Genomic DNA, 26,219 nt, shown 5'->3' with positions numbered 1-26,219 from the left:
TCTGTGGTTAGGGGATTCATCCCCGATGGGCTGCGCAGCAGCCCCAAGTCTATGCATGCGGTCTTTCAGTTAAACCGCAGTGAATGGTTTTGGGGCGGCTTCGCCACCCATCGGGGATAAATCCCCTCACCACAATAAATCTCATCAACAGGCCCGCCTGCTGCCACAGGTTTGCAAACCATTGAGTCCGAACCAAGGAAACCGTATGAGCCTGTCACTCCTCAGCCGCTACGCCTTCTTTGCCGTCTGCGTGATTTTCACCCTCGCCAGCCTGCCCTTTCTCGAACACGACTGGCTGTGGCCGATCACCGCCGTCACCGGCGTGCTGAGCCTGCTCGGTCTGTTCGACCTGCTGCAGAGCCCGCACGCGGTGCGCCGCAACTACCCGATCCTGGGCAACATCCGCTATCTGGTCGAAGGCATCCGCCCGGAGATCCGCCAGTACCTGCTGGAATCCGACAGCGACGCCCTGCCCTTCTCCCGCGCCCAGCGTTCGCTGGTGTACTCGCGGGCGAAAAATGAAAGCGCCGACAAACCCTTCGGTACGCTGATCGACGTCTATCAATCAGGCTTCGAATTCATCGGCCACTCGATGCGCCCGGCACCGTTGAGCGACCCCAACAGTTTCCGCGTCACCGTCGGCGGCCCGCAGTGCACCCAGCCGTATTCGGCCTCGGTGTTCAACATCTCGGCGATGAGCTTCGGCTCGCTCAGCGCCAACGCCATCCGCGCGCTGAATCAGGGCGCCAAGCTCGGCAACTTCGCCCACGACACCGGCGAAGGCAGCATCAGCCCGTATCACCGCGAACACGGCGGCGACCTGACCTGGGAACTGGGCAGCGGCTACTTCGGCTGCCGCACCAGCGACGGCCGTTTCGACCCGGAACGCTTTGCCACCCAGGCGCAGAACCCGCAGGTGCGGATGATCGAAATCAAGATGAGCCAGGGCGCCAAACCCGGTCACGGCGGGATCTTGCCCAAGCACAAGGTGACCCAGGAAATCGCCGACACCCGCGGCATCATGATGGGCGAAGACTGCATCTCGCCGTCACGCCACAGCGCGTTTTCCACGCCGATCGAAATGATGCATTTCATCCAGCAACTGCGTGAACTGTCCGGCGGTAAACCGGTGGGCTTCAAGTTCTGCCTCGGTCATCCGTGGGAGTTCATGGGCATCGCCAAGGCCATGCTGGAAACCGGCATCCTGCCGGACTTTATCGTGGTCGACGGCAAGGAAGGTGGCACCGGCGCCGCGCCCGTGGAGTTCACCGACCACATCGGCGTACCGATGCGCGAGGGTCTACTGTTTGTGCACAACACCCTGGTCGGCCTGAACCTGCGCGACAAGATCAAACTCGGCGCCAGCGGCAAGATCGTCAGTGCCTTCGACATCGCCAGCGTGCTGGCCATCGGCGCCGACTGGGCCAACTCGGCGCGCGGTTTCATGTTCGCCATCGTTATAAACCCTATACTCGTTCAACTATTCAGATTTCAGCTCACTTCGACCACCCCCGATACTGCAGCGTAATTACCCTCTTCCCTCCCGCGACTACGCGTCCGAGCACGACCAAGGCCAAATATTGCCGTTCGTCCATGAAGCGGTCTAGCCGATTTGACCGACTTGGCCTGACCAGCTAAACCGATATCTACCCCTAACTATTATATGAGTACCCCTCATGGTTCGTCGTACGTATCACAGCGTGGTCGAAATCCCAATGGGGGGGCGCGAAGCTGGACGAGCGCTTCCCACGCTCATATTGCAAGATGGCGAGCCGAGTTTGTACAGCCTGGCGTGGACGCGAAATATGATGATTGACGACGATAGCAGCCCAATGCATCTATCGAAATCTATCGCTGCGGTCGGTCTGTTTTATGACTTTTATATTGGGGTGTATGGCGGTAAGGTTTTGGCACCCGAGGAAATGTCCGGGCTCATGCGGCAATTTTTCCAGGCAAGAGCATATGGCTGCAGCGACCTCGGCTGGGAACCTGTGGGACGAAAAACCGCAAAAATCGATGTGCGTCGCGCAAGTGAATTTTCTAGTTTTTGTTCAAAAAACTTCGGAAGTATGCCGATCAACCCCATAGAAACAAAGCTTGTAGAAAACCTCAACGTTTCAGAGCAAATGGCGCACTATGCGAACCTTAAAAACCGTAAAAACTGGGACTTACTCTACCACCTGACTCCGACTACTCAATTAGGGCAGGGGATTGTTAACAATTATTCTTTCAACCCCAAGTCCGGCTTCAAACAGCAAGCACCAAAGCATGAATACTTCCCACCAGATAAAATCCTGAGTTTAATCAAAGCCACAGACAGCCTAAGAGACAAACTTGCCTTCTTGATTTTGTTTTTCGGAGGACTTCGCGAATCAGAATTAATGCACTTATACATCTCAGATATAACAGTAATTAACGGTAGTGGAAGTATAAGAATAGGCGACCCCGAGTCTTCGCTATATGAGTGGGATGATCGTTTCCGAGGAAAACAGCAAGGACTACGCTCGAGATTCCTGCATGAGCGCTATGGTCTCATCCCTCGAAACAAACTGGGCTTAACTGATCCATTACACAGCGGATGGAAAGGCATGCTGTACGCGAAAAACAATGACGAAGCAAACTTCGAATGGCTAGTACCTGAAGTTGGAGAGTTATTTGGTCGACTACATCACCGATATCTACGCGAATTCAGAACATCCATTAGCGATGACCACCCGTATTACTTTATTAATATAAAAAACCACTTCTTCGGCTCGCCACTGAAGATCTCAAACTTTATAAAAAGCTTTTATCGTGCAGCAAAAAGAGTTGGTTTATCGCCTACCGAATCCGGAGTAAACCCTCACGGAGCTAGACATTTCTATGGCTATTTTTGCGCTTCACATCTGAGAATCCCTATTGAACAAACTCAGCTAATGATGAGGCACGCATCTATAACATCTACACAAGTATATTACGCACTCGAAGACAGAGTGGTCAGGGATGAGCTAAAAAAAGGATACGAGCGCTTAGCGAAAGATGTGCCCAGCTTCGCACAAAGTTTGATCGACTTCACTCAGATGGACTGACAGCATGCATATTCAATCCATAGCCCCGGCATCTGGAAAACAAATCACAATCAATTTGAGCTCCGACCGGTGCTTTGTTTTCGACCATGTTCTAAAATCCGACATTGAAGACGCCATCATAGAGTATGAATCAAATAAAATGAACTCTCTCTGGCAGGGCTTTTACTCAGAGATCGTTACAGAAAAAGAATCTACGTACCTAGAAGGTTTTAGGTCTAAAAGCACAGCGATCAACGGACAGTCCTTCAAATACCTTAGAAGCTCCTGCATACAAAGCGTGTTAGCTTCAAGGTTGGTGGGTTTAGAGCTAGTAAAGTATGTGCAATCACTGCCACTAGATGGACAGCGTCACATTTTGGAAACCTGCTTCCCCAGAAACCATGAAGAAGCTGTTGAAACAATTCAAAACTACGAGTTAAAGTTCGGAGAGGACAAACTTTCCATATTAGAAAACTGCATACTACCCGAAGACTTCGTTAACTACATCACATACGAACTTTTCAACAGTCAGACGGTTACAGACAAGGAAACCAACGAATATTTTAACTTGCTGGTAAAATTCTGGTCAAAAGGATTAATACTTCTGCCGCAAAAGCTGAGACAGCTCAATGCCGGAGCGAAGTGGGTAACAATTTGTGGTGCAAATCCTGACATTCAAAATACGATAAAACAGCTTTATACGACAAGTAACAAATCGAAATCATCCGACAGACGACTGGCTTTCATTGCCACCTACTTCGCCACAACTAACACTATTTTTCGCCAAGATTTAAGCGCAGATTTAATTTGCAAGTTTGAAGAGACAACCTCCCCTGATATAGTTTCACAATATCAAGACCCAAAATATTCCACAGAGGATGTAAAACGTCCACTTGGCGATCTTCACAAGGCAACGCTCTATATGCTGCTAGGATTCAATGCCTGCAACCCTAGTATCGCCGTAGAATTTTCGCCACGGAGAAAATTTACAGAACCAAAATCTCCACGGAAGGATTTACGGTTTGGTTGGATAACTGATGAGTTCCCCATACTCTCAGGATGGGTCAAATATCTATATCTTTTTATAACTTCGCTCAACAATGCGAGAGTCAGCCGAGAAATCACGGAGCTCGGACACCTTATAGCGTTTCTTGGAACGCACGAGAACCCACCTATTCATCCGTGGGAAACGTCTCGACATCTCCACATTACCGATGTCACTCTCGTAAATCAAAATACATTCTATGAATACCTAACTTCAACCGTGTCCACTGACGCAAAAACCTTGAAGCATACAGCAACTACAATTAGAAAATTTTTTCTATGGCTTAGAGAATATCTAATAAGCGAAGGCAAGTTGATTGAGAGCCGATTTGTGGATCCGGTAATTGAGACCGATAGCTTCGGAAGACGGCCATTCAGCAACAGGACTCATCGAGACGCTCTGCCTTCATTTTTGATGACCGACATGAAAGAAATTATTGTTAAAGATGATTTCGCGTTTCCTAGGTCTTGCTATCGCAGCGTTATTACGACCGTCGATCAGCAGACTGGATATAGTGTTAGGGAATTCTATCCGGGACTAGCTATTTGCATGTATACACTTCTAGAAGCGCCCATCCGTAGTCACCAAGCGCGCTGGCTAGACTCAGGGGTCTTTGATGAAAAAATATTCAACCCTGATACTTATCGATCTGAATACAACCTATCACCATACGCAATTCCAAGGCGTCAAGAAGGTGTATTACAACTTTCGAGCGATGCTTTAAGATCAGAAAACTGGCTTACCATGTGGGTGAATACCAATAAAACATCGATCAAACAGGAAATTTCGGGCTATAAAATACCGTACATTTCTTCGTGCCTCGAATCACTTATCAACATCCAACTGGATTGGTGCAAGCGATTTTTACCAGAACTAACAGCGCCACTAAGCTATCGCTATTATATGCAAGACGTTCGGGAAATTCGACACAACAGGAACTTAGGCGGGCCGGAAGTCGCCCCGCTCTTCAGAGATCCTACCCAGCCTGATCAGAAGCTTCCATTGCCGTACTCCCGCCTCAGTCGATTCTATACACTTTTGCTTAAGGAAACTGAAAAGCGACACCTTGAAAAATATGGGCAAAAAATATATTTGACTACAACCAACAGCAAGGGCAAAGAGGTTTGGACTGTCGACCTCCATTCTTTACGAGTCAGCGGCATCACAAACTTGATAGAAGCTGGAGTTCCAATTGAAGTAGTGCAACAGTTTGTGGCTGGGCACAAAACGATTGTCATGACACTGCACTACTTAAAGTATTCGCCTGAAAAGCTCAGAATCTTTATCGAGGAAGCCCATCGACGCATGCAGGAGGATAATAACTTCGTAGGGTCAGATGGGTTTATTAAGGCAATTGGAGACTTCGCTCCGTTTTTGTTAAGTCAAGACGGCCCAGGAGTCGGCCCCGGCTTTGAAGCCCTTAATATGGGTGACGGAATCACAGTGATTAACAGTGATGGCATCTGCCCTGGTACGTCATGCAGTACAGGATTTGTAATCAGGGAAGGATCCAGCCCCATTTACGGCCCAGTACCCGGAGGAAAGCGTTGTCCGCTTTGTAGATATTGGATTACAGGCCCAGCTCACCTGCTCGGACAGATCGCAGGGGTTAATAACGTAGGCTATTCGATTCGCAAGAAGGGATTCGAGGTGCGCCGGCTCAACGAGCTCAAAGCTGATGCAGAAGATAGTGGCAACCAGCGTCTGGCTCGAGAGCTACGGGATCGAGTCGATTTGCTGAACCGTGAACTAGATATTGACGTTGCTGAATGGGGTGCGAGATATAAATACGCAGAGCAATCGTCTGCTCAAATGGACGAATATCTCAAGGCGAAGCAGAAAATCATCGCAACGGATTCCACGCCACACGTGCCCATGAACACTTCAAGCCCCCCCCTCGAACTCAAGGTTACCTTAGAGAGTGCTCATGAATTTGCGCTTCTTGACCAAATAACTCAAATGGCAGTTTTCAATCCAGGCTTTCCCAACCATCAGGCAGAGTTGGAGAAAAATCAAGTGCTCTCCAAAATGATGGTTCAAAACGGTATGAAACCATTTCTTCTCTCGCTCTCCGAGGAACATGCTCGTGAGGCGGGCAATCTGTTGTCTGCTCTCGTGCTGCAGCAGGTAAATGCTCAAGATCTCGATGAGGTATTAAAGGGCAAGAAATCACTGGAGGATTATCCCAACCTTTCGCTCGCGTTGACGAAGCTTGAGCAAATATCTAATGCTGAGCAAGAATTCCTACCTGCTGCTTTGAGCGCTCTCTCTAAGCAGATCGATACCTCAGACCATTTTGTGAGTCCAGAAATTGATCAGAACGATGAGGACATGTTCGGATGAACGCTGCCGAGAACATCACTGCGATTTTCGAGCAATGCATGGCGGACTCAAACAACCCGCGCCAAAAAGAGTCTTTGAGGCGCATCCACAAAGCGTGTGAATACCTACAGCAACAGGATATTCGCATCACGCCATCTCAAGTGGAGCGATATTGCATTGATCACGACTGGGACGGGCCAAAAGCTCAGTCCATTCGTAATTCACCTGCGCTGAGTAAATACCTCACTCTGCGCAAGTCCGGGCAGGTTATTCGCACCAATAAAGCTTCCCGCCCTATCCCACTGATCGCCGACGAAACACTGCGAGCCTACGTCAACCTCTTGACCGAAGAACGAGACCAAGCAATTGCGGATAAGGCAAGGATTGTAAAAGGGCTTCGCAACATACCTGGCATTCCTGTGGACGACCTAATTCGTCAAGGCTTCGGCGGCAAGCCTTCGCCTGCAAAACATGAAGAATTCCGACTTCCCCCTTTAATGATTGAAGCTCTGGGAAGGCTTTTCGACGAGCAACGGCTTTCGGACTGCGGATTGAAGCTATACCGCGAGCGGTTGGTACATACGCTTACCGGCAACGTACTGCTGGAAAAAAGACACGTAGAAGCGATTCATGCTTTAGGGCAAGCAAGATCAGTTCATGAGGCTACGTCTAGCTTTCCAGGGATAGGAGCCGAAAAAGCGTCCACAATAGAGCACAAGGAATAATCCCTTCGTCCGCAGGTGCAGCGATGTCAAATGGCCAACAGCTCGCAGATCACAACGTGGCCGTTTTTAAAGCATGGATGGCGAGCAAATCAACTTCTGATTACCGTCGCATCACTCACCGTGGTGCTCTTTCTCGCTCCGTGATTGCTAAGGAATGCGGGTTCGCCAAATCAGCATTAGCGCAAAATCCCCGCATCAGGTCACTCCTTCACGACCTTGAAGTTAACCTCCGGGCAACCGGCGTATTGCCTCAACTGGAAATCACTAACTCTGAGGCCGCTGAGAGTCACCCTAAGATCTTACCAACGTTGCGGGATGAGCGTAACGGAGCAGACACGCCGCCCGCCCTTGAAGCAAAGCTCCAACGCCTCCAGACAGAAAACGCCCTTCAGCGCGCGGAAATCGAAGAGCTCAGACAGCAACTCAAGCAGTTCACATCAATCCACGAGGCCTTGAGCAACACTGGCAGGATGCCAAGATGAACGTCGAGCGCCTGATTCGAGTGTTATCTATTCGAAGCGACAACCCGCTTGGCAAAGGGGGCTGCATTTTCTACGGCATTGCTATTGACCAACATGGCGTCGCCCAAGCGGATCAGCGCTTTGTAGTCGTGGCTCCGTTCAATCTACTCGCAGCTGTCGAAGTTGAGGTCGGCCAGTGGTGGCATGTGTCAGGTATCTCGAGCACGTATTCCAGCTTACGAAACGGCTACCAGATTCGAGAACAGCAGATAGCACCGATGCAGATGAAGATGTTGTTGCCAAACGGGCAGCACATCGTAACGCTGCTGGCGAGCGGAAAACACTTCGCGGGTGTTGGTATCTCCAAGGCAAATCGATTGTGGCAGCGATTCGGAGAAAGCCTGCAGAGCGTTTTTGAGAATGGGCAAATTGACTTGCTATCGTCTGTACAAGGAATCAGCGAAGAGACGGCCAACCAGCTCGTCGAGGGCTGGAAACTTTATGGCCAATCAAGCTTGCTTCACCTTCTGCGTACCTTTGGAATAGATCACAGCACTGTACAGACAGTGCTAGAACATTTTGGCGATAGGGCCACTGACGCGTTGTGTGAAGACCCATACCGCTTGCTCTCTTTTTCTGCGTCCTGGAAGTGCGTCGATGCGATTGCGCTCAGGCACTTCAAACTCCAACTCGACGACCCACGACGTACCAATGGTGCAGTGGAAGAAGCCCTATACCGGCTCTTCGCTGAAGGTCACAGCGCTCCATCCAAGCCGACCGTTTTACGTCGACTGAACCTGATACTGAGCTCCTCCCAAGCAACCCCAAATCTGCTTTCCAGCGCCGTCCTGTCCAGAGTGTTGGAACGCGCGATGGAACATGGGACGTGTTTGCCAATTGCTGGTTGCGACCGCCTGCAACAGGTCGGTGCCTGGGCGATGGAAAAAAAGGTTGCCGATTTTTTCGCTGACCGCCTTCCCTCCATATCGGGGGGCGACCAAAAACAAATAGCCCTATCGCGAACCGAGCAGGACTGCAGTCATCAAGCCCAAGAGAGACCACACCCGTTTGTCCAACTTACGGACGAACAGCGCTCAGCCATTTGCACGGTAGCTTACGAACGAGTCGGCTTGATCAGCGGTGGAGCAGGTGTGGGCAAGACGACGGTTTTAAAGGCTCTGTACGAGCACTTCGACTCTGTTGGAGTTGCTGTCATCCAGGTCGCCATCGCAGGACGCGCCGCTCAGCGAATGAAGGAGGCGACAGGTCGGCCGGCACGAACGATCGCAAGTTTCCTGCACTCGCGTAACCAGGGTGAACTGGACGAACCTTTCGTGCTTGTAATCGACGAGGCGAGCATGGTGGATATCCTCACCATGTACCGACTGTGTCATGCACTGCCAGATCACGCGAAATTACTGATGGTCGGGGACACAGGTCAACTGATGCCAGTAGGGCCAGGTTTGGTATTTCACGACCTCGCTCAGCACGCACCTATCCCTCATGCTCGGTTGACCAAGGTTCTGCGCCACGGCTCCGATATCGCGGCTGCATCAGCTGCGATCAGAGTCGGAAAGTGGCCTGAAATAGGAACGAAGGAAGACGATTCGATCGCATTCTTGAACCATTCAGAGATCGAAACTCAAAGTGATCACCAGCTAAAAATAGCTAACCGTATCCTGCGCTTGTACCTCAAATATCCAGAATCAACTCAGATTTTGTGCGCTCACAAACAGGGGCAGCTGGGTGTTCGTGCGCTTAACAAGCTCTGCCAAGATGCGATGGGCATTGTCCAGCCGCATCTGCTCATTTGGAACGAGGAATTTCAAATGATGGCCGACACTGGATTGCGCTTGGGTGACCCGATTGTCTGCACCAAGAACCTGAGGGATTTGGGGTTGCAGAACGGGTCGCTTGGGCGAATCAAAGACCTTGAGCCTCCACAATCCGCGCCTCGAAATAATGAGCAGTTTAGTGACGATGCTGTCCTAGCCTGGGCGGAATGGGACGATGGAGAACGACGCCCTATCACTCTTGCTCTACTACCGCATTTGGAGTTGGCGTATGCCTTGACCATCCACAAAGCTCAGGGCTCCGAATGGCCGATCGTCATCGTACCAATTGTCCGGAGTCGATTACTTGATCGAAGCTTGATCTACACCGCCATCACCCGCGCGCAGCAACAAGTTTTGCTGTTGGGCGACGAAGCAGCGGCTAGAGCAGCTGTGGCTAACGACACAAGGGCGAGTCAGCGCAGCACGGGTTTATTACATCACCTCAGTGAGCAGCCAAATCAGTCATTGATGTAGGCCAATACAGTGTTAACCACCTACGGATTATGCCTGTGATGACAAGAGCAACCACCAGACCAGTTCTTAACGGTATGCTCTTAAGATATTGTTATGTCGTCGGTTTTCCAAAAATTTTCCGCTGTTCGCCTTGACCGGTGCACCTCTGTGAGCTTGATTTTCTCTACCACAAAGGAGAATCGGCATGCGTAAATCCAGTCCGCTACATGACCTCCCAGCCCTCCCCGCGCCGCCTCGCTTCGATGAGCGTGAAGGCCCTATTGAAGTAGAAGCTGACGCCTCCCTCCGCTATGTGATCCTCGGAGGCCTTCAGCAAAATGCCCCAAACCTCTCGCCATTGGCCCAAGCACTGAATCATCGTTTCGCAGTGATGTTCACCGGTAATTTTGAAGAGCGGCTTGTCGGAGTGTTTGGGGAGATTCGCGACATGGGAGGGCTTTCGCCAGTCAAGCTTGTCGGCGTGAGTGAATACTCAATGTACGTCGTTCTGGATGAGCGGGCATCCAGTACCACTGTGCAGAAAATCGCTGCCATTTGGGCGGGCGCCAGCCTCTACCTGACACTACCTCACAAGATCTGTTTCGCGAGTGAAAATGATCTCTGGTCAGATGGCTCAGACTTTGCGCACTTAATCGCGGCGAAAGAGATTTTTGACTCGAATCTTTTAGGGGTATGGCCCGCCCCTGGGGTACACCCGGAACTTGAGGTCATTGAACAATCTGCCCTCGCCCATCCGCAGCCATCTCCAACTCCAACTCCAGAGCGCCTTAGGCGCATGCAATGCGCTGTTGCGCCCATTCCGGAAGATGTCGCAAGGAATTTGCGACACGCCACCTGCGCAATGACAGATTATTATCTGAAGAGCGGTGCGGAGTTTGGGCACGAGCAGCGCAAAAAGTTGTTAGCTCATATAGCTTTGTCCAGTGGGCTGCGGCAACAACACTTAACTTCGGTCACCACCAGCAACTTCAATCACCGGCCTTCGGATCACATGTCCGATCACACCGGAGAGTAGAAAAAACCAGCGGCATCGCTGGGTCGGCATAGCAGCTAATAAATGCGCTGCATGTCGACCGTTTCATAGTGGGCGCTGGGGCATGCCCCTTCGGGGATGGCTGTCGTAAAACAAGCCCCGGCTTGTCGCCGGGTCTTGGCCCTGCGGGCTTTCATCCTCATGCCTTCGACCCCGTGGGTCTGCGCGCTCCGCTTGCCTAAGAGGATAAGTTCTCGTGATCGCCCGGCCAACTTACCTGCCTGATACCGGCCATGAGAGCGATGGTACCCATCTGTATCGCCAGCCGGCGTCAAAACATGCCGACCGAACTAGCTAGTGAGATCAAGCGGCTACTGCCGCATCCATGGATAGCTTTCTGATCATGCAGGATGCCTTTGCCTCATTTCAGTAGCAGGCTACATGGCCTGATCTTTACGCCGTGGCTGAACCAATCCGAGTCGGCTCCATTTCTGTCTCATCAGCAGGCAGAGGGTCAAAACTATCCGCGCGTGCAGCACGCCACATACGCTCGTAGAACTCGCCAGCGATCTGACCACTGAGCAACTCTCCAGGCTTCAGGAACACGTGCATCTGGGAGAAGAGCTTCACCTCAGTGGCAGATATACGACGAACTAGATGTCGTGCTGTCAATTGCGAAGGGGTGGTCAAACCAGCGGCAGCCAGCATTTCCGCCAAGGCTTTCAGGGTACTGCGGTGGAAGTTGTAGACCCGAGTGGCCTTGTCTTCAACCACCAGAGCACGCTGGCGCAGAGGATCCTGAGTGGCGACGCCAGTAGGGCATTTGTTCGTATGACACGACTGCGATTGAATACACCCTATCGCAAACATGAACCCTCGAGCTGCGTTCCCCCAATCGGCACCTATCGCAAGAACGCTCGCGATATCGAATGCACTGATAATCTTTCCGCTAGCACCAAGCTTGATCTTGTCTCGCAGATTGATACCCACCAGCGTGTTGTGAACAAACAGCAGCCCTTCGCGCATAGGTACGCCAAGGTGATCCGTAAACTCCACCGGGGCGGCACCAGTCCCCCCCTCAGCACCATCGATAACGATGAAGTCAGGCAAGATTCCGGTTTCCAGCATAGCCTTGGCGATTGCCATAAATTCCCACGGGTGACCCAAGCACAGCTTGAAGCCAACTGGCTTGCCACCAGATAGCTCACGAAGTTGAGCAATGAAATGCATCAACTCCAACGGTGTGGAAAAGGCACTGTGGCTCGACGGGGAGATGCAATCCTGGCCCATAGGCACACCACGGGTGCTGGCAATCTCTTGTGTGATCTTATGCTTCGGCAGTATGCCGCCATGACCTGGCTTGGCACCTTGACTCAGTTTGATCTCAATCATCTTCACCTGAGGATCGTTAGCCTGGGTGGCGAACTTCTCAGCATCGAATCCGCCATCGTCAGCACGGCATCCGAAGTATCCGCTTCCAAGCTCCCAAACTAGATCTCCGCCGTACTCGCGATGGTACGGGCTAATGCTGCCCTCCCCGGTGTCATGGGAGAACCCGCCTAACTTGGCCCCTTTATTCAGCGCTCGAATGGCGTTAGCACTCAACGATCCAAAGCTCATGGCCGAGATATTGAAAACCGAAGCCGAATACGGCTGTTTGCATAGCGGCCCACCAATCTCAACACGGAAGCTTTCCGGATCTGACAGTGGCGCGGGTCGCATGGAATGGCTAATGAACTCGTACCCGCTCTGGTAAACGTTCATCAGCGTGCCGAACGGCTTATCGGAAGCCTCGCTTTTGGCGCGAGAGTAAACGAGTGCACGTTGGGCACGAGAGAACGGTGTGGCCTCATCATCGGCTTCAAGCAGGTACTGACGGATCTCTGGACGGATCCCTTCGATCAGGTAGCGGATGTTGCCGAGGATGGGGTAGTTACGTCGCACCGCGTGGTGCGATTGGAGCAGATCGAACACGCCCAAAAGGCTCAGGGCGCCGATGACGAGGGTAAATGGCCAGAGCCACTCGTGCTGGTGGGCGAAGGGTAAGGTTGCCAAGGTGAATAGTACACAGCACACGAAAAACGCATAGCGGCTCAGCAGGGACAGACTCATCAGGATTACCTTGTGGCGTTGCACGGTTTTTCCAACATACCAACAATCGCCAACGGCGGACATGGGTGCGGCATGCCCATACGGGGATGGCTGTCGTGAACCAAGCCCTGTCTACGACAGGTCTTCTTGGCCCTGCGGGCTTCCATCCTCATGCTCTTCGATTATCCTGGTCTGCGCGCTCCGCTTGCATAAAGATCGAGTTCGCCACCTAGCTTGGACATTCCTTGCGGCTACCACATACTAGCTTCCATCCATCGTGGAGTGAGGCTAGGCGAAATGGCATGGTCATTTTGGAAGGACAAACGTCCTGAATGGATTCAAGCAGAAGAACGAGATTTCATCAAAGCTGCGAACGGCCTGAAGACACTGCAGGTGACACCCCGAGGCGGCATGCGCATTGACCCCGAGGAGCTCAGGGATCAGATAATTGCGGCTCGTGAGTTGTACAAAGAACTGGTTCAGAAATAACGGGAGTGAGCAGGCAACCTGCTTGAAGCCTCAGCCCTTTTAGCAAGTTTCAGAACTACAAAAAAAGGGTGTCCTAAGGAGCTCGACTTACTGACACCATGGGCCCTAGATCGGTGGGCTGTCAATGATACTGATTTATGTGGTGAGCTCGTCCTGTACTGCTCGTTTAGATTAAACCTGAGCAACGTCGAAGCCATCACCCAAATAGCCAACCAAATTTCAAGGATGCTAACCCATGCCACAACGCAAGCAAATCAAAGATGAAGATTGTGAAATACATCTTAGAGCCAAGTGGCGAGAAATCCTACACTCGCGGCTTTCCACTATTATCCAGTCACATGAAAAAGCCACCTTTCACTTAATAGAAGAAACAATAGAAAGATTAGCCAGCATTTACCGGCTATTCGGCAACCACAAGGATCCCCACTTCAACAAAGAAATCATGGGTGACACCGCAACCTACAACCAAAGAATGTCGGAGATTTTATTTTACTATCATCTTTTACGCAGTGGATTCACTGACCTAAAAAGCAACAAAAAGGGGCCTGATTTTTCTTGCAGAAAGAACGGAAAAGACTACTATTTCGAAGTCGTCACACCCACCCCCAGCTCAGATCAACTTGAATGGATTCAACGAGACATCAGAAATAACGCTGACGCGCAGCAAATGTTCACAGACCGCAGGAGACATATTGCATTAACTATAGGGCGAAAAACCAAAGATTACCGCAAGTACATCAACAACGAAACTATACCCTCGAATGCCACCTATATAATAGTAATGAACGACACGTTTCTTCACCCCTACAACGAGCCCTGGTTCGGTGTAAACCTGAGCCAGCCTCTTGCTTATGGTCAAGCAGCGGTGCCCGTTATTACTAACGTCACGCTAGGTGCTATGGATCTTAGGTTCAACGACTTAAATGGAACTTATCTACACCAAGAAGAGGGAGCAATCTACAGCAAAGAATCAAAATACATATCAATTAGCGGAATCAGGATTAATGGAAACTTAGGAAACCATCCTGACATCACACTAATGAGAGGAAATAAAACCCCGATGCATGACGAAAAGGAATACGATATAGCTCTTTTGGACACCGAAACAGTTAGCGGTTACTACCAGTTAACGCTGAGAGAAGATTTGGTGTTTTTGGATAGATTGGCAGCACACATCGGGCAGAACATATCCAACCCTTCGTCAGCTCTAGCAGTAAGAAAAAATGATTCAGAAGACATAGTCAAGGACATCCCCCACGTCTACCTCTATCGCGACGACCTCCCTTTCACCTCAGTATCCGATCCCTTCTTGAGCTTCGGACTGAAAGCCAGTGATATATTTAGCAAAGGACTAAAAAGCAACTTGGACTTTATAGAGTCCAGACTTAACCATAGCTCACTTTCATAACATTATTCTTGAATCGCCCCTATATTAACTCTGCGGCAAGTTGAAGTGCCGCAGGGTGACTGAAAGTCATTGTCCTAGCCCGCAGCCAACTCCAACCGCATCAGTCAGACTCCACGACGAGGTTGGGTGACCGACGGTGGGGATTTGCTTAAGGAGATCGTTTCGGTACAGATTCCATCGCATTGCTTAGCACATGGGAACACCAAGCACTTGAACGACTATTGAAGGCGCTTTGAGGGTGTCAGATTTGCGTGGCCCCTCTGGGAGGGGACGGCTGTCGTAACCAAGCAGGTGGGTTCTCGCCCTGGCTTAGCCCGGCGGACAACCATCCTCACATCTTTCGGCCTGACCAGCCTGCACGCTCCCCTACGCTCTTGCGGTTGCTCATTCCTTAAGAGTCCCTACTCGACATACGCTCGATGTTCAGGACGCGACAGAGCAGGTAATCCTAGTCGCCGTCATATCAAACTCGGCAGTAGTATTCGCATTTGCAGGTACACAAACCAACAGAACGCCCCAGCGCTTGCGAGGAACAGCAGTATCAATATCAGCCTACTCGTGGGACGCATTGTGTTCTGCCACGACGCTATGATCCGGGTGAATGTCAGCGCCGACTCGTCTCGCTCGAAAAGGTGAACCAATCCTTCCGCCTCCCTGCTCATATCCACGTCCTTGGGCTTGGATAGCCGATGTTGAATTCCTACCGATGATTCAAACCATCGAAGCACCAAGTCACCCGCTTGTGAAGGTTCGTCAACCTTTGAGTTCCAAGCTGACACTCGGCTGAGGTGCAGGGTCTGCATCAGTGGCCTGCCATTCGCTGGGATTGTGTATCTGGGTTCCAATTTGTCTAAACCGGAATGAAAGTGATCATTGCGCCAGATGGTCTTACCGCTCACAAGAGAATACTCATAGAGCGCCTTCTCAATGTGGGCACATGCTCGCACATTGAACCCGGAAAAAGCCGGCACACCATAACCATCCATAATCGCGCTGATCGTTTCGTCAGCGTTTGAGTCTGGATTCAAGGCCCGCGTATCAGGCCAATACGGTGCCACGGCCCACCATCTTCTTAATTCATCCTCTACAAGCGCCAGCAGCCATCTCCGCCCCTCGATTCCTAGATAGCTCGTATCCTTTTTGAGGGCGCGCTTAAGCAGCACTGGGCAACGAAACTCAAACCAAAGCACTGCCAGTACGTAGAGGAAGCCGGCGATGAGTAACCAACCTAACGGCTCAGCGGTTGTGGCGCCCCCCCTCAGCCCAGGAGCCGCTTGAAAAAACGCGCTTATTAGCCCACCAGCAGCCGCAAATTTCAGCCCAGTCGTTGATTTCATATGTGACCAATAAGTCCAACTCGTTACCTGACGGAGACGGTGGTAGGACATCTCTTGGCGCGTGTTCCTGCGGTCTTCCCCAAAGGGTCTGTACATCTCATGGCTAGGGAACTCGTCGAGGAACCAAAAAAATCTATTAAATTCCCATCGCCGCGCCCAGCGCTTCCTACGTCTGTAATGACGCTCAGATTTGGCTATCAGCTCAAGCATCTCTCCTGATATTTTAAAGTTTCCTTTGGTGTCCGGCTTGCTCCGAGACCCGGTCTTTTCTTCTGATGCCACTACACAGCCTCCATCACTAGGCGCTCACCAAGCAATATAAGTTTGGGAATGTACTCCGGGTCATCAGATGTCTTGGGTAGGTGAGCGTCGCTATGGATGCGTTCGAGTTGAACCATTACTTCATTAGCGATTCGCTGAGCATCATGTCTACCCCACCACTGAGCAAGCCCAGCTGCGATAAGAGAGACATCACAGCCTTCGCGGCCCACGGTCATCAAGAGATTGGTCGTAAGCTTCAAATGCGCATCAAAGCTTGCAAGCAGATACTGAGCTCCCCCACTTTCAACGCTCTCGTTTGACTTGCGAATAAATTCACTCAGATGAGTGATATCCCAAGCAGCGTTTCTCACCCCGGCTATTGCCGCCTTCCGGTCAGCAGACCTGCTGTTCTTGAACACGCCTTTACGAGCAGGTGAATGGGTACCTAGGTAAACGCATGCAAGCATTAGGGCGGGCCCCGCAAACACCAGACTTGTGCTCATCCACTCAAGAAGGCGGAGCATTTTGTCGACTTGCTTGCCAGGGGAAAGGTCTAACTCCAGAATTTTAAGCGCGGTGATGTAATTACGGTTCCAGCGCTTCAATGGCAACTCCAGGTTAAGACCCGAGGCCGCGACTGGGACATAGGTGCGTGACACGCGGTTTGTCCTACCCAGCGCTACGTTCAGGACATCCTGCGGAGGGGCGTTGTCAGCAGCTCTAAACCAGCCAAGCTCCTCATCCGCGCTGGCGTTACCGCAGCGGTGAGCCAGCTCATGGAAAGATATACCTGGCTCAAAATCGATGTTTAAAAGTTGTGCAAACCCTAGGAGCGCTGCTGAGAGCTTGAGCTGCGCGTCGTTCGCGGTTTCTCTTCCTTTGGCTAGCTGCGCGATACGTGAGGCGACGTTCCGATCTGGCAAAATGATCGTTTGTACACCTTGATCTTTTGCATAAAAGTAAACGCAGGGTTCGTATATACCTGCGTCGGGAGGGAGGTAACCTGGCGTGAGCAACCCTACAGCCTTCAGTATCTCGCTGACCTCAACAAGGTCTCCTGCCGGAAAATCGATCGGCAGCATCCATTCTGTCTTTTTAGATTTCGCTTTCAATCCAGCCTACCTTTAAATAATCGAACCACAACCATCGAGCTAATGAGTTACAGACCATCATCAGCAGAGCATCGGCTCGAAACATCGGGCTTCAGGGGCTTGTGAGCTTTAGCGGGCGCCAATATTAAGCGGCCGCCTCGACCTTTGTCCCGTACGCCTTCTTAGATCATGAGTCGCTATAAACGCTCAGTTGACAAACCCGGAATTCTGCACAAAAATGCCGGTTGACAGTATCCGTAATTTGCACAGATTTTGAGGTCGCATCGATGCACGGAATTCAGCACCCAAGTCATTTCGCACCCGAGTTACTCCCCGAATACCTGGATCTGGTCTGCCAGGAAGTGATCTCTGTTGCATATCAAGCGTTAGCTGATGCATCGACACCACATGACACGGCATACACCCGAGCAACTCTGCTTTACGGGCGTTTACAAGGTCTGTGCAAAGCGCTGGGTGCGGATCTGACGTTGCCTTGGCTGGAGCTACGAAACGGCACCATGGACTTCACCATCAGTATCAACGGCGTATTGCTTCAGATCGTCACCGATGATCCTGATGCACCCAAGAAACTACACCGACTTAAGGCCAATTTGGTCGAGCTGCATCAGCTTAGCCTCTTCGAAGCCAGTCCCGATGTCTCCACTTGGCGACTGTTTGTGGATGGGAATAACGACCTGGAATTCCCCGAATTCAAAGCCACTATCGTAGGCTTTGATTTCAACAAAAATATTCTTTGCCAGTGGACACATGAATACAAGGCCAGCGTGCCGGTCAGAACCAGCGATTTGCCTGCTCAAGTCGAGATCGAGGAACCTTTGGTGGTTCGCAGAAACAAAGACGCCAACACGAAAAAACCCGAAGAGCCTGGCAGCGTAGATGGACGATAGAACACAGCAACTAGCATTAGGCGACGAATTCTCTCCGGACAAGCTGCGCCTGGCGCGCAGTGCGTCCGGTTGGTCGCTTGCAGACATTGGCGACCTGCTTGGGGTTACCCGGCAGTACGCTCACAAGCTGGAGGTGAATGGATTTCCTTCTGCCCTGCAGCTGGAAATGCTGAGCACTGCACTGGGCGTCACGCAGGAGTTTTTCTTCGCCCCTAGACGCAGCTCCGTTGAGCTTGAGCAATGCCATTTCCGAAGCGTGCGCGCCTCAACCGTAACAGTGAAGAAATCGATTGCAGCTCAAGTTGAACTGTTCGAACTGCTGATCGACGAACTCGACAAGGAGGTTGCCTTTCCAGAGATCAGCTTCCGGACTCATGATGAACCGATCTCCAGCGTGAACACCATCGAACAGATCGCTGAGCGTTTTCGCAGAGAGCAGTCGCTTGGGCTTGGCCCCCTCTCGAACGTCACCCGACTGGTCGAAAAAATTGGAGTGCTGGTCATCAATATAGCTGATGCGGATGATCGCATTGATGCATTTTCCCTGCACAACAAGCGTCCTCTAATTGTACGCAATACCGCGAAGCAGAACCCATGCAGGCAACGTTTCGACATCGCCCATGAACTCGGTCACCTGGTAATGCACCAGGGCGTCGAAACTGGCTGTCGTCGTACCGAGGATCAGGCCAACCAGTTTGCAAGTGCATTACTGATGCCCAGAGCCAGCTTCGCCGGGGAGTTTCCTGCAATGAGAGGCCGGTACCTCAACTGGCATGCCTTGGCCGAGCTCAAGCTCAGATGGAAAGTCAGTTTCAAGGCATTGATTTATCGTGCGCAGTCACTGGATTTAATCACACAGGAACAGGCCAAGTCCGGCTTCACCTATTTGAACCGCAAAGGATTCACACGACGTGAAGACCTTGATGATCAGATTGAGATGGAGTCACCGCGCTTGGTGCAACGTGCTTTGGACTTACTGGATCACACGAGCTGGAGAAAAGCCCTCAAGGCATGCGGTCTGAGTCGAGACATGGTCGAAAGCCGCTTCATGCTAAAACCACCTGAGTCACCTTTGAAGCTGGTCTGACAAACCCACTACCGGAGAGGCGGATATGGAGCACAATTTCGAGCGATTGCAGGCACATATCCTTCCACTCTCCCGGGCCCAAACGTTTTCAGTCGCAAGACAGGAATGGGTGCTGGTCGGAATTGAAATCAGCGAGGAGTTCGATAATTGCCCGTGTGGACAAGACATCAAGGAACACTGCTGGATTCAGAACAAGCTGACGAACCATAAGACCTATGTAGGCAATGTCTGCATCAATCGTTTTCTCGGCATTGATACCGGTACGCTGTTTGATGGATTAAAAAGGATTGCCAGGGACAGCAAGGCTAATGCGAACCTCGACCTGATCATTCACGCTTATCGGTTTGGGTACATCTACGAGAATGAATACACGTTTCTCATGAGCACTCGCCTCAAACGCAATCTTTCTCCAAAACAGATCGCGTGGAAGGAACGAATCAACCGAAGAATAACGAATAGCACGGTGGTGCAACGGCGAACGATTTTGTAGCAGGCTGGCGACTGTCGAGCGCGCTTGCAATCATGCTCGACAATCGCCGCCGCTCGGATCCGTCGCACTCAAGGCCAAATATTCCGTTAGCCACTCCACACCGCAAGCGTTCGTCTTGATGATGGCGAGCATGGTGTACATCGATACCGTCATAGGTTTCTACTCATCTAGAATAGCTCTCTCCAACGTATCGACGCCAAAAATGACTGGCTCAGATCAGGAACGTGTTTATGTCGCTCAAAACTGCATTTGCTTCTGTGCTTAAGGCAATGCGCGCAGGCAAAGGACTGACTCAGAGAAACCTCGCGGAAGTCAGTAGTCGAACATACGTATCAAAATTGGAGCGAGCCCAGTCAAGCCCCACGTTGGAGATGATCAGTGCATTGAGTGGCCCACTCAGTGTCAATCCTCTCACGCTGGTAGCCATCACTCTCTGCGCCGAGTCCGGGCAGTCCGTTAACGCTTTGCTGCGCCGCACTCAAGAAGAACTGGCGGATTTGACCCATACTGGAGTGCTTAAAAATCTGGCGATTTCGTCGGCTGATGAGTTGCCAGTCCCCCGCCCATCTACCAAGCTCTCAAGTCATCGCTCAGTGACGAACTCCCAGCAAGCCGAACTCTGCTTCAGTGAATAGAGGCTTCTCATAGCCTCAATGTGCAGAAGGTAAATCCGATTACGCCATGGAGAAACTGCAAGAGGTTGAGCAATGCGTATTTCGACCTTGGTCTGAAACGCCAGACCTCCGAGCACGACATCACCGGAAAGGCGGCGATTAATTTCCCATAGACTCATTCATCTAATCCTCTCAATCAAAGGCTAAATCGCTCCTCCGGTAAAACAGTATGCGTACGACCGGTAAATGATCGAACCTCGGGATCCCGGCTAATCAACTCGAAAGGTCACCATGACTAATCAATCGCTGCAACACCTTCTCCACCAAGTGATCGAGTCCGTAGAGCGAGCGGGTGTTTTATTGGCACAGGAATGCGTCCGTCCAGGTGGACGAAGAGGATCAGGAGACAAAGCAGAAATTGATATCGAAATTGAGGTTCTCCTCCGAGCCGAACTGCTGGCAATCCTGGATTGCGACTGGTGGGGCGAGGAAACAGGGCATATTCTTACTGGATATCCCTTCTGCTGGGTCGTCGACCCGAACGATGGCACCAGTGATTTTCTGAGAGGACTAAAGGGATCAGCCATATCTGTTGGTTTGCTCCATGACGGCAATCCCGTCCTTGGAGTGGTTCACGCACCAATCACGCCATCTGCAATTTCTGACTGTATAGCGTGGGCCAAGGGTATGGATCATCTGCTAAGAAATGGCCACCGCATTGTCGTTGATCTCTCGGATCAAAAGCTCTCCAACACGAGCACGGTGATGGTCAGCGCTGCTGCTGCCAGCAAGCCCGAGATCAACAAGGAGCTATGTAAGCCGGCGGAGTTCTTCGCGATGCCATCGATTGCATACCGCCTAGCACGTGTAGCGGCTGGGGACGGTATCTGTGGAATCTCGCTCTACCCCGTCAGCGCCCATGATGTCGTCGCAGGCCATGCTTTACTCCTAGGTTCAGGAGGCACTCTCGTAGGCGAACTTGGCGATCCCATCAAGTACGTAACAGAGAGCAGAATGCTTCGAGTTTCAGAACGCTGCTTTGGTGGTGCAACTGATGCTTGTTTGGAATTGACGAAGCGGGATTGGAACAAAGTGTTTGAGTAGGCTTTGCCGTCCCTCAGCTTTAGCTGAGAGCTTTGTAAAGATAGGTAGCTCGTACCAGTCCGGAGGAAGCTCAACGACTAACAATCCAGATCGCAAAAGATAGGTTCACATCAGCTCAAAACTGGGGAAAAGCCCCGAGAATTGGAAAGTTAAAAGGCTCTACCAGTTAGGAAGCCAAGCGGCTTTGCCGCTTGGCTTCCTAACTGGTAGAGCGAAAATCACATACACCGTCATCATCTTTACTAGAGTGACAGACTGTCAATAGCCGTGTCAACTTATCATGTAAATTCCACTAACAAATATGTTCATTCACATCGAATGGGAATCTTGGGAGCGTCTTTAGGCTAACCCTGCTCTACCGCTTCTTCGGTAGAAATACTGTTAACCCTAACGCCTGTTTCGTAAGCGGCTCGCATCAGATGTTTCGACTTTGGCGGCAGCGGTTCTATTTCGAACTCATCCAGCGGGAAAAACGACTTGAATTTCAAGAGAGCATTCCCCAGCAGTTCGATGAGACTATCGTAATCTCCGCTGTATCGGCCCGACCAAGGATTGACATGCCATCCACCTTCGACTCGCCACAGTTCGCCTGCAATACGAGCAGGACGAAATTTCGTGATGCTTGGATGACCACAAGGCTCTTCTCTTCCCTCAATCCTAAGATAGATTTCCTCGCCAATCAGCAAGGCTCCATCTTCGGCGATGGCCCATATTAGGTAATGAACACCTGACTCATCAAACCTCGTATGGAGTTTGCATAGCGCTGATGCAACCGGATCGCGAATTACCTGCCGTGTAGGATTTGAGGAAATCCTACCGTTCAAAAACTCTTGAGCCTTCAGCTTGATGGGAGCACGCAAAGCGCCATACGTCACATCCAGATAGTCTTCCAAAGTCTCCTCTTTCTCCAGAAGCCGAGATAGGAATGACTGATAAAAATGCATGGGGGCAGTTTCAGTCTGGTCATAGAATCCCCGCTTTCGAAAAATTTTGAGGATCGGAGCGCTAAGCGAAATGTCGTCCACGAAAATGGCTGAAACGGCATTACCCTGAGGGATGTCACTAGCGTCAATGAACACCCGGAACGCTTTTTCTGACTTGTAGTAGATCTGCACCTCCCACTGGAGTCGAGCAAAGCTTGACGTTAAAAAGGTAATCTTATCCTTCTGCCACTGGGCGTAGTCCTCAGGCTCTACCTGGAAGACAGCTCCCGTCAAAGGCTCAACGTGGGTTTGTGGGACGATCTGCTTCCTAATCTCACCGCGAATCGTTGAGATCTCGCGTAACGTTACCGTATGGCTGAGATCCATCCCTCCAGCCGGAGGATTTGGAGAGATTACGCCCAAGAGTTCAGGGAATTGGTTGACGATGAACTGGCCAGTGTAATGGGCATAGAAGAAAGGCAGCCTTGCTTTCTTATCAGTTGGCATTACGAGAAATTCTGGGACGATAAGTTCGTGAGGATCCTCCCACTCATCCGTTCCCTCTTTCACTCGCTGTAGACCCAGGGCCCACTCCCCAAGCTGCTCGGCTCCACAATCGTAGTCGCAAAGCTTCACCAGTTTAGCGCGTGCGTAAGGCCCGAGCCGATCGTCATGCACATAAACAACCTTCTCAGAATCCACTTTGTATCCAAGAATGCATACTGCATGGCCGGCTCTGTAGGAAATGAGTTTATTTTCCTCGCCCACTGCGTATACCGCCCCCATTACCAGGAGAGGGAGATGGCTATCTATATGACCTATGACCGTAGCAAGGAAATCGATTTCCGAAAGCTGCTGTGCTTTTAGGTTTTCCGAATGGTGACGAAGCCCTTCAACATCCAAAGAACGCAGGATTTGTTTGTTGCTGAGCTCTTTGTTCGGGAAGCTATTGGAGGAGCCGTCGATGTGATTGATCGCGTTTACAGTGATCTCACTGCAGGAATGGATCCCTCGGACTTCCCGCCAAGCAAGCGTGTGCAGGGCAGACCAGATGGAGGTCGATGCACAGGCTGCCACGACTTTATCCTGCTCCTGGAATGCGATGGATCTAACGCTCAGTTCGATGCCGAAGAGATCGACCTTGTACTCCCTGGACAGCCGTCGTTTAAGCTTTCCATCACTCAATGGTGTGTCAGACATAACCTTGAGACAGGTTTTACCGATGAACGTCTTTGGTAGAGGTTTAATAACCGTAAACCCCAGATATGACTCGTTCAGTTCTTTCGCTAGCTGTTCAGCACCATCCTGCCCCTCGAGAATACGATCAACAAGCTGATGGTCAACATTTTGAGTGAAAAAATGCATCCGTGCACATTGGTGGCCCGCGTTACCGAAACGCTTCACATAGTAGCGAGAGAAATCTTCTAGATAATCTTTATCGACGTATCCAGGCTCCAGCAAAACGGAGACTGCCCCCATTTTGTGCAGGTAGTTGTAGATGTAGTCCACCTGCGGCTTGTGGAGAATATCGGGAAAGTCAGATCCAAAGCAGTGCGTGACGAGGTTGCTCAGCGTCTGCTTTTCAAGTTTGGAGACTAAGAACGAAATCATCGGCATAAAAAAAGCAGCCTGCGGCTGCTTTTCCTTACGTAATAGTTGATTAGAGGCTGCAGGTGCGGGATAGCAGCTCGTGAGTGACGGCTTTCTTAGCCACCTTCTGTTCGATTTCACGATCATAAGCACGCTGACGCTGGCGAGCTTGCTCTAGCCGAACGTCGCCGTCGCGATCAAGGTCGCGTACTCGGGAAAGGTTGATCAGTGCTTGTAAGCTCATGGATTCTCTCGCTGAAAACTCACGTCAAATTCAAATTAGCATGCTAGCGCTCGTACGCACAACTGATGCTTCCAACGTAAAACTGAAGCGCTACCGTCGAAAACCAAGCGTAGACCAAAAAATGTTGGCTGCGCATTCTATAGACGAACCGTTTGGTGAGATAGCCATTTCGAACGAGGTTCGGCTACGGTCATCGGATTTTGCGCGTTTCAAATCACGTAACTCACATCGTAAACGTCAGACCACTACATTCGTGGAGCGTTCATCGCTAAAGATCACGGCAAAAAATTCGGACGAGTCCTTCGTGCAAGCAGCGCCCGAAGACGACAAGCCTGTACCTCTATGCATCGGTGTCGCTTGATAATTCTTGAGATTCATTTTCTTAAGGCCTCCCGCACGAGCCTCGCAGCTCTCGGTTTCCGTCTGCGCTCGCCCGATCATGCAAGAATTTTCAGAAATGGATTCTTATCAAGCAACGCCGCATTCGCTTTGGTATTGAGAAAACCTACCAGATCGGCTTTCCGATGCAGAAGCATCACCAGTTCTTCCAGCGTGCAGAGGAAAATGGTTTTCTGCGTCAACGCTGCCGCACACGTATTGATTACTGACTGGGTGTATCCATTGGCCGAGATAAAAATTCCTCGAACATCTGATCTCAAAAGCAATCGTGCAAGATGCGATGAAAATGCCGCAGTGCCTACCGGAGCATTCAGCCATTTCATTTCGATGAGGTACAGATGCCCGGCTAGCTGAATCACACCGTCGATTTGCTCATCCACGATATTCGAATCGACGCATCTGCGTTGAAAGCCCTCTCGAACTTGAATCCCATATGTTTTAAACAAGTCGTTCAAGACCCCCTCAAGAAGCAAACCTCTCTCCTGGGGGCGGTCGGTCATCCCAAACAGAGCAGAGAGTCGTTTGCCAATTGCTTCAATCTGTTCCGCCTGCCTCGCGATGGCTAAGGCTTCTGCACGTTGAGCATCACTGGCTCGAGCGCGCTCCGCCTCACGTTCTCTGTTCATCCTAGTAAAAGAGTCTTTTATATTCACAGCATTGCGCAGATCAGAGACCAGCCCCTTAGCCTTAAGCTGGTCGTCAGGCCAACAGGTTGAGAAAGCTTCAAACTCCAGGACTCGTTTGATGATTTCTCGTCGAGCCGCCAGCCCGCTGTCCCCTCGCTCATTTGCTTTCGTGAGAATCGAATGAGCGATTTCGAACTTACTAATTTGGCTTGGATTTGCTTTGAGGCGAGCAGCGACCTCCGCTGTATCGCTACGGTTGACACCGGCGCCGTCAAAGAAGGTAAGGACGTCCTTTTTACTTCTACAAAGTAGGGGAATTGCGGCTACCAGTAGATTAAATACATCGGGCGGATAGTGATGACTTCCCACAGCAGCTCTCCATAACAACTTGCACGCGCCATTCTTCCTGCAAGCGTAGCCCGCTCCCCGAAAAATGATCGAGGCAGAGTCAAACGGGTGGGAGATACGTATTTTGCAATAGACTCAAAAAAATCCGAGTGATCTGCCTTAAGCACGGATCAGCCTCGCCGATAAATACGGCATCAAGCGATCAGGTTCCCTTGGCATGTCTCCCGAAACGGCTTGAGCAGAAACCTGCGTCGATTTTTTTGAATGGAGTCATTTGTCCGCTATGACAGCCCCACATGCAGCGCAGTACCCACGCCCCGCAGACTG

Annotated in this window: 19 protein-coding genes and 1 pseudogene; 14 read left to right on the top strand and 6 right to left on the bottom strand. The window is 51.0% G+C overall.

All coding sequences use genetic code 11. From position 1 onward, the window contains the following. Nucleotides 1-205: 205 nt before the first annotated feature. The 7 genes and pseudogenes from QRN61_RS18210 to QRN61_RS18180 all read left to right on the top strand — a co-directional run. Nucleotides 206-1,456: pseudogene (locus tag QRN61_RS18210) on the top strand (FMN-binding glutamate synthase family protein); the annotation flags it as partial. A 220-nt stretch (nucleotides 1,457-1,676) separates the two neighbouring features. Beyond that, nucleotides 1,677-3,068, top strand: coding sequence for a site-specific integrase (locus tag QRN61_RS18205; protein ID WP_096795584.1), 1,392 nt, complete (start codon nucleotides 1,677-1,679; stop codon nucleotides 3,066-3,068). Between the two features lie 4 nt (nucleotides 3,069-3,072). Then, nucleotides 3,073-6,435 carry a VPA1269 family protein gene (locus QRN61_RS18200; protein WP_096795583.1) on the top strand — a complete coding sequence of 1,121 codons (3,363 nt, stop codon included), beginning with the start codon at nucleotides 3,073-3,075 and terminating at the stop codon, nucleotides 6,433-6,435. After that, on the top strand, nucleotides 6,432-7,139 hold the full coding sequence (locus QRN61_RS18195) for a hypothetical protein (protein ID WP_285374414.1): 708 nt from the start codon (nucleotides 6,432-6,434) through the stop codon (nucleotides 7,137-7,139). The genes QRN61_RS18200 and QRN61_RS18195 overlap by 4 nt, the downstream gene beginning before the upstream one ends. 23 nt (nucleotides 7,140-7,162) lie before the next feature. Further along, nucleotides 7,163-7,621, top strand: a complete 459-nt coding sequence (locus tag QRN61_RS18190) for a VPA1267 family protein (RefSeq protein ID WP_096795581.1) — start codon at nucleotides 7,163-7,165, stop codon at nucleotides 7,619-7,621. Next, nucleotides 7,618-9,909: a helicase HerA-like domain-containing protein gene (locus QRN61_RS18185; protein WP_096795580.1), complete on the top strand. Its 2,292-nt coding sequence runs from the start codon at nucleotides 7,618-7,620 to the stop codon at nucleotides 9,907-9,909. The genes QRN61_RS18190 and QRN61_RS18185 overlap by 4 nt, the downstream gene beginning before the upstream one ends. Nucleotides 9,910-10,093: 184 nt before the next feature. After that, the gene (locus QRN61_RS18180; RefSeq protein ID WP_096795579.1) at nucleotides 10,094-10,924 is read left to right on the top strand and encodes a hypothetical protein; all 831 of its coding nucleotides are present in this window, start codon (nucleotides 10,094-10,096) and stop codon (nucleotides 10,922-10,924) included. A 411-nt stretch (nucleotides 10,925-11,335) separates the two neighbouring features. Here the strand turns inward: QRN61_RS18180 and QRN61_RS18175 are convergent, their stop codons facing one another. Further along, entirely contained in the window at nucleotides 11,336-12,994 is a 1,659-nt protein-coding gene (locus QRN61_RS18175; RefSeq protein ID WP_096795578.1) for an FMN-binding glutamate synthase family protein, read from the bottom strand. A 276-nt stretch (nucleotides 12,995-13,270) separates the two neighbouring features. On the opposite strand from QRN61_RS18175, the gene QRN61_RS18170 reads away from it, so the two are divergent. After that, on the top strand, nucleotides 13,271-13,462 hold the full coding sequence (locus QRN61_RS18170; RefSeq protein ID WP_096795577.1) for a hypothetical protein: 192 nt from the start codon (nucleotides 13,271-13,273) through the stop codon (nucleotides 13,460-13,462). A gap of 235 nt (nucleotides 13,463-13,697) precedes the next feature. Then, a complete protein-coding gene (locus QRN61_RS18165) occupies nucleotides 13,698-14,870 on the top strand; it encodes a hypothetical protein (protein ID WP_096795576.1) in 1,173 nt (390 codons plus the stop codon). A gap of 458 nt (nucleotides 14,871-15,328) precedes the next feature. On the opposite strand, the gene QRN61_RS18160 is transcribed toward QRN61_RS18165, so the two are convergent. Further along, the gene (locus QRN61_RS18160; RefSeq protein ID WP_096795575.1) at nucleotides 15,329-16,489 is read right to left on the bottom strand and encodes a hypothetical protein; all 1,161 of its coding nucleotides are present in this window, start codon (nucleotides 16,487-16,489) and stop codon (nucleotides 15,329-15,331) included. Then, complete coding sequence (locus tag QRN61_RS18155) at nucleotides 16,489-17,550, bottom strand: hypothetical protein (RefSeq protein ID WP_096795574.1); 1,062 nt, start codon at nucleotides 17,548-17,550, stop codon at nucleotides 16,489-16,491. The genes QRN61_RS18160 and QRN61_RS18155 overlap by 1 nt, the downstream gene beginning before the upstream one ends. Nucleotides 17,551-17,846: 296 nt before the next feature. On the opposite strand from QRN61_RS18155, the gene QRN61_RS18150 reads away from it, so the two are divergent. The 5 genes from QRN61_RS18150 to QRN61_RS18130 all read left to right on the top strand — a co-directional run bounded on the left by QRN61_RS18150 (nucleotide 17,847) and on the right by QRN61_RS18130 (nucleotide 21,762). Then, entirely contained in the window at nucleotides 17,847-18,467 is a 621-nt protein-coding gene (locus tag QRN61_RS18150; RefSeq protein ID WP_096795573.1) for a hypothetical protein, read from the top strand. Then, on the top strand, nucleotides 18,457-19,554 hold the full coding sequence (locus QRN61_RS18145) for a helix-turn-helix domain-containing protein (RefSeq protein ID WP_096795572.1): 1,098 nt from the start codon (nucleotides 18,457-18,459) through the stop codon (nucleotides 19,552-19,554). Before QRN61_RS18150 ends, QRN61_RS18145 begins: the two co-directional genes overlap by 11 nt. Before the next feature lie 25 nt (nucleotides 19,555-19,579). Then, the gene (locus QRN61_RS18140) at nucleotides 19,580-20,044 is read left to right on the top strand and encodes a hypothetical protein (protein WP_096795571.1); all 465 of its coding nucleotides are present in this window, start codon (nucleotides 19,580-19,582) and stop codon (nucleotides 20,042-20,044) included. A 230-nt stretch (nucleotides 20,045-20,274) separates the two neighbouring features. Then, complete coding sequence (locus QRN61_RS18135; protein ID WP_096795570.1) at nucleotides 20,275-20,679, top strand: helix-turn-helix domain-containing protein; 405 nt, start codon at nucleotides 20,275-20,277, stop codon at nucleotides 20,677-20,679. A 270-nt stretch (nucleotides 20,680-20,949) separates the two neighbouring features. Beyond that, nucleotides 20,950-21,762, top strand: a complete 813-nt coding sequence (locus QRN61_RS18130) for an inositol monophosphatase family protein (protein ID WP_096795569.1) — start codon at nucleotides 20,950-20,952, stop codon at nucleotides 21,760-21,762. Nucleotides 21,763-22,106: 344 nt separating this feature from the next. On the opposite strand, the gene QRN61_RS18125 is transcribed toward QRN61_RS18130, so the two are convergent. The 3 genes from QRN61_RS18125 to QRN61_RS18115 form a co-directional block, all read right to left on the bottom strand. Next, complete coding sequence (locus tag QRN61_RS18125; protein WP_179353268.1) at nucleotides 22,107-24,302, bottom strand: hypothetical protein; 2,196 nt, start codon at nucleotides 24,300-24,302, stop codon at nucleotides 22,107-22,109. 43 nt (nucleotides 24,303-24,345) lie between these two features. Next, nucleotides 24,346-24,519 carry a hypothetical protein gene (locus QRN61_RS18120; protein ID WP_179353266.1) on the bottom strand — a complete coding sequence of 58 codons (174 nt, stop codon included), beginning with the start codon at nucleotides 24,517-24,519 and terminating at the stop codon, nucleotides 24,346-24,348. 437 nt (nucleotides 24,520-24,956) lie between these two features. Beyond that, a complete protein-coding gene (locus QRN61_RS18115) occupies nucleotides 24,957-25,913 on the bottom strand; it encodes a PDDEXK family nuclease (protein ID WP_096795568.1) in 957 nt (318 codons plus the stop codon). Nucleotides 25,914-26,219: the final 306 nt, after the last annotated feature.

Source organism: Pseudomonas sp. lyk4-TYG-107, from assembly GCF_030209055.1.
Lineage (GTDB): Bacteria > Pseudomonadota > Gammaproteobacteria > Pseudomonadales > Pseudomonadaceae > Aquipseudomonas > Aquipseudomonas putida_A.
This window is presented reverse-complemented; position numbering and strand designations above follow the sequence as displayed.

Bases quoted from the DNA above. Each gene is read 5' to 3' on its own strand.
- QRN61_RS18205 (WP_096795584.1), top strand. From the start codon at position 1,677: ATGGTTCGTCGTACGTATCACAGCGTGGTCGAAATCCCAATGGGGGGG.
- QRN61_RS18200 (WP_096795583.1), top strand. From the start codon at position 3,073: ATGCATATTCAATCCATAGCCCCGGCATCTGGAAAACAAATCACAATC.
- QRN61_RS18195 (WP_285374414.1), top strand. From the start codon at position 6,432: ATGAACGCTGCCGAGAACATCACTGCGATTTTCGAGCAATGCATGGCG.
- QRN61_RS18190 (WP_096795581.1), top strand. From the start codon at position 7,163: ATGTCAAATGGCCAACAGCTCGCAGATCACAACGTGGCCGTTTTTAAA.
- QRN61_RS18185 (WP_096795580.1), top strand. From the start codon at position 7,618: ATGAACGTCGAGCGCCTGATTCGAGTGTTATCTATTCGAAGCGACAAC.
- QRN61_RS18180 (WP_096795579.1), top strand. From the start codon at position 10,094: ATGCGTAAATCCAGTCCGCTACATGACCTCCCAGCCCTCCCCGCGCCG.
- QRN61_RS18175 (WP_096795578.1), bottom strand. From the start codon at position 12,994: ATGAGTCTGTCCCTGCTGAGCCGCTATGCGTTTTTCGTGTGCTGTGTA.
- QRN61_RS18170 (WP_096795577.1), top strand. From the start codon at position 13,271: ATGGCATGGTCATTTTGGAAGGACAAACGTCCTGAATGGATTCAAGCA.
- QRN61_RS18165 (WP_096795576.1), top strand. From the start codon at position 13,698: ATGCCACAACGCAAGCAAATCAAAGATGAAGATTGTGAAATACATCTT.
- QRN61_RS18155 (WP_096795574.1), bottom strand. From the start codon at position 17,550: ATGCTGCCGATCGATTTTCCGGCAGGAGACCTTGTTGAGGTCAGCGAG.
- QRN61_RS18150 (WP_096795573.1), top strand. From the start codon at position 17,847: ATGCACGGAATTCAGCACCCAAGTCATTTCGCACCCGAGTTACTCCCC.
- QRN61_RS18145 (WP_096795572.1), top strand. From the start codon at position 18,457: ATGGACGATAGAACACAGCAACTAGCATTAGGCGACGAATTCTCTCCG.
- QRN61_RS18140 (WP_096795571.1), top strand. From the start codon at position 19,580: ATGGAGCACAATTTCGAGCGATTGCAGGCACATATCCTTCCACTCTCC.
- QRN61_RS18135 (WP_096795570.1), top strand. From the start codon at position 20,275: ATGTCGCTCAAAACTGCATTTGCTTCTGTGCTTAAGGCAATGCGCGCA.
- QRN61_RS18130 (WP_096795569.1), top strand. From the start codon at position 20,950: ATGACTAATCAATCGCTGCAACACCTTCTCCACCAAGTGATCGAGTCC.
- QRN61_RS18125 (WP_179353268.1), bottom strand. From the start codon at position 24,302: ATGCCGATGATTTCGTTCTTAGTCTCCAAACTTGAAAAGCAGACGCTG.
- QRN61_RS18120 (WP_179353266.1), bottom strand. From the start codon at position 24,519: ATGAGCTTACAAGCACTGATCAACCTTTCCCGAGTACGCGACCTTGAT.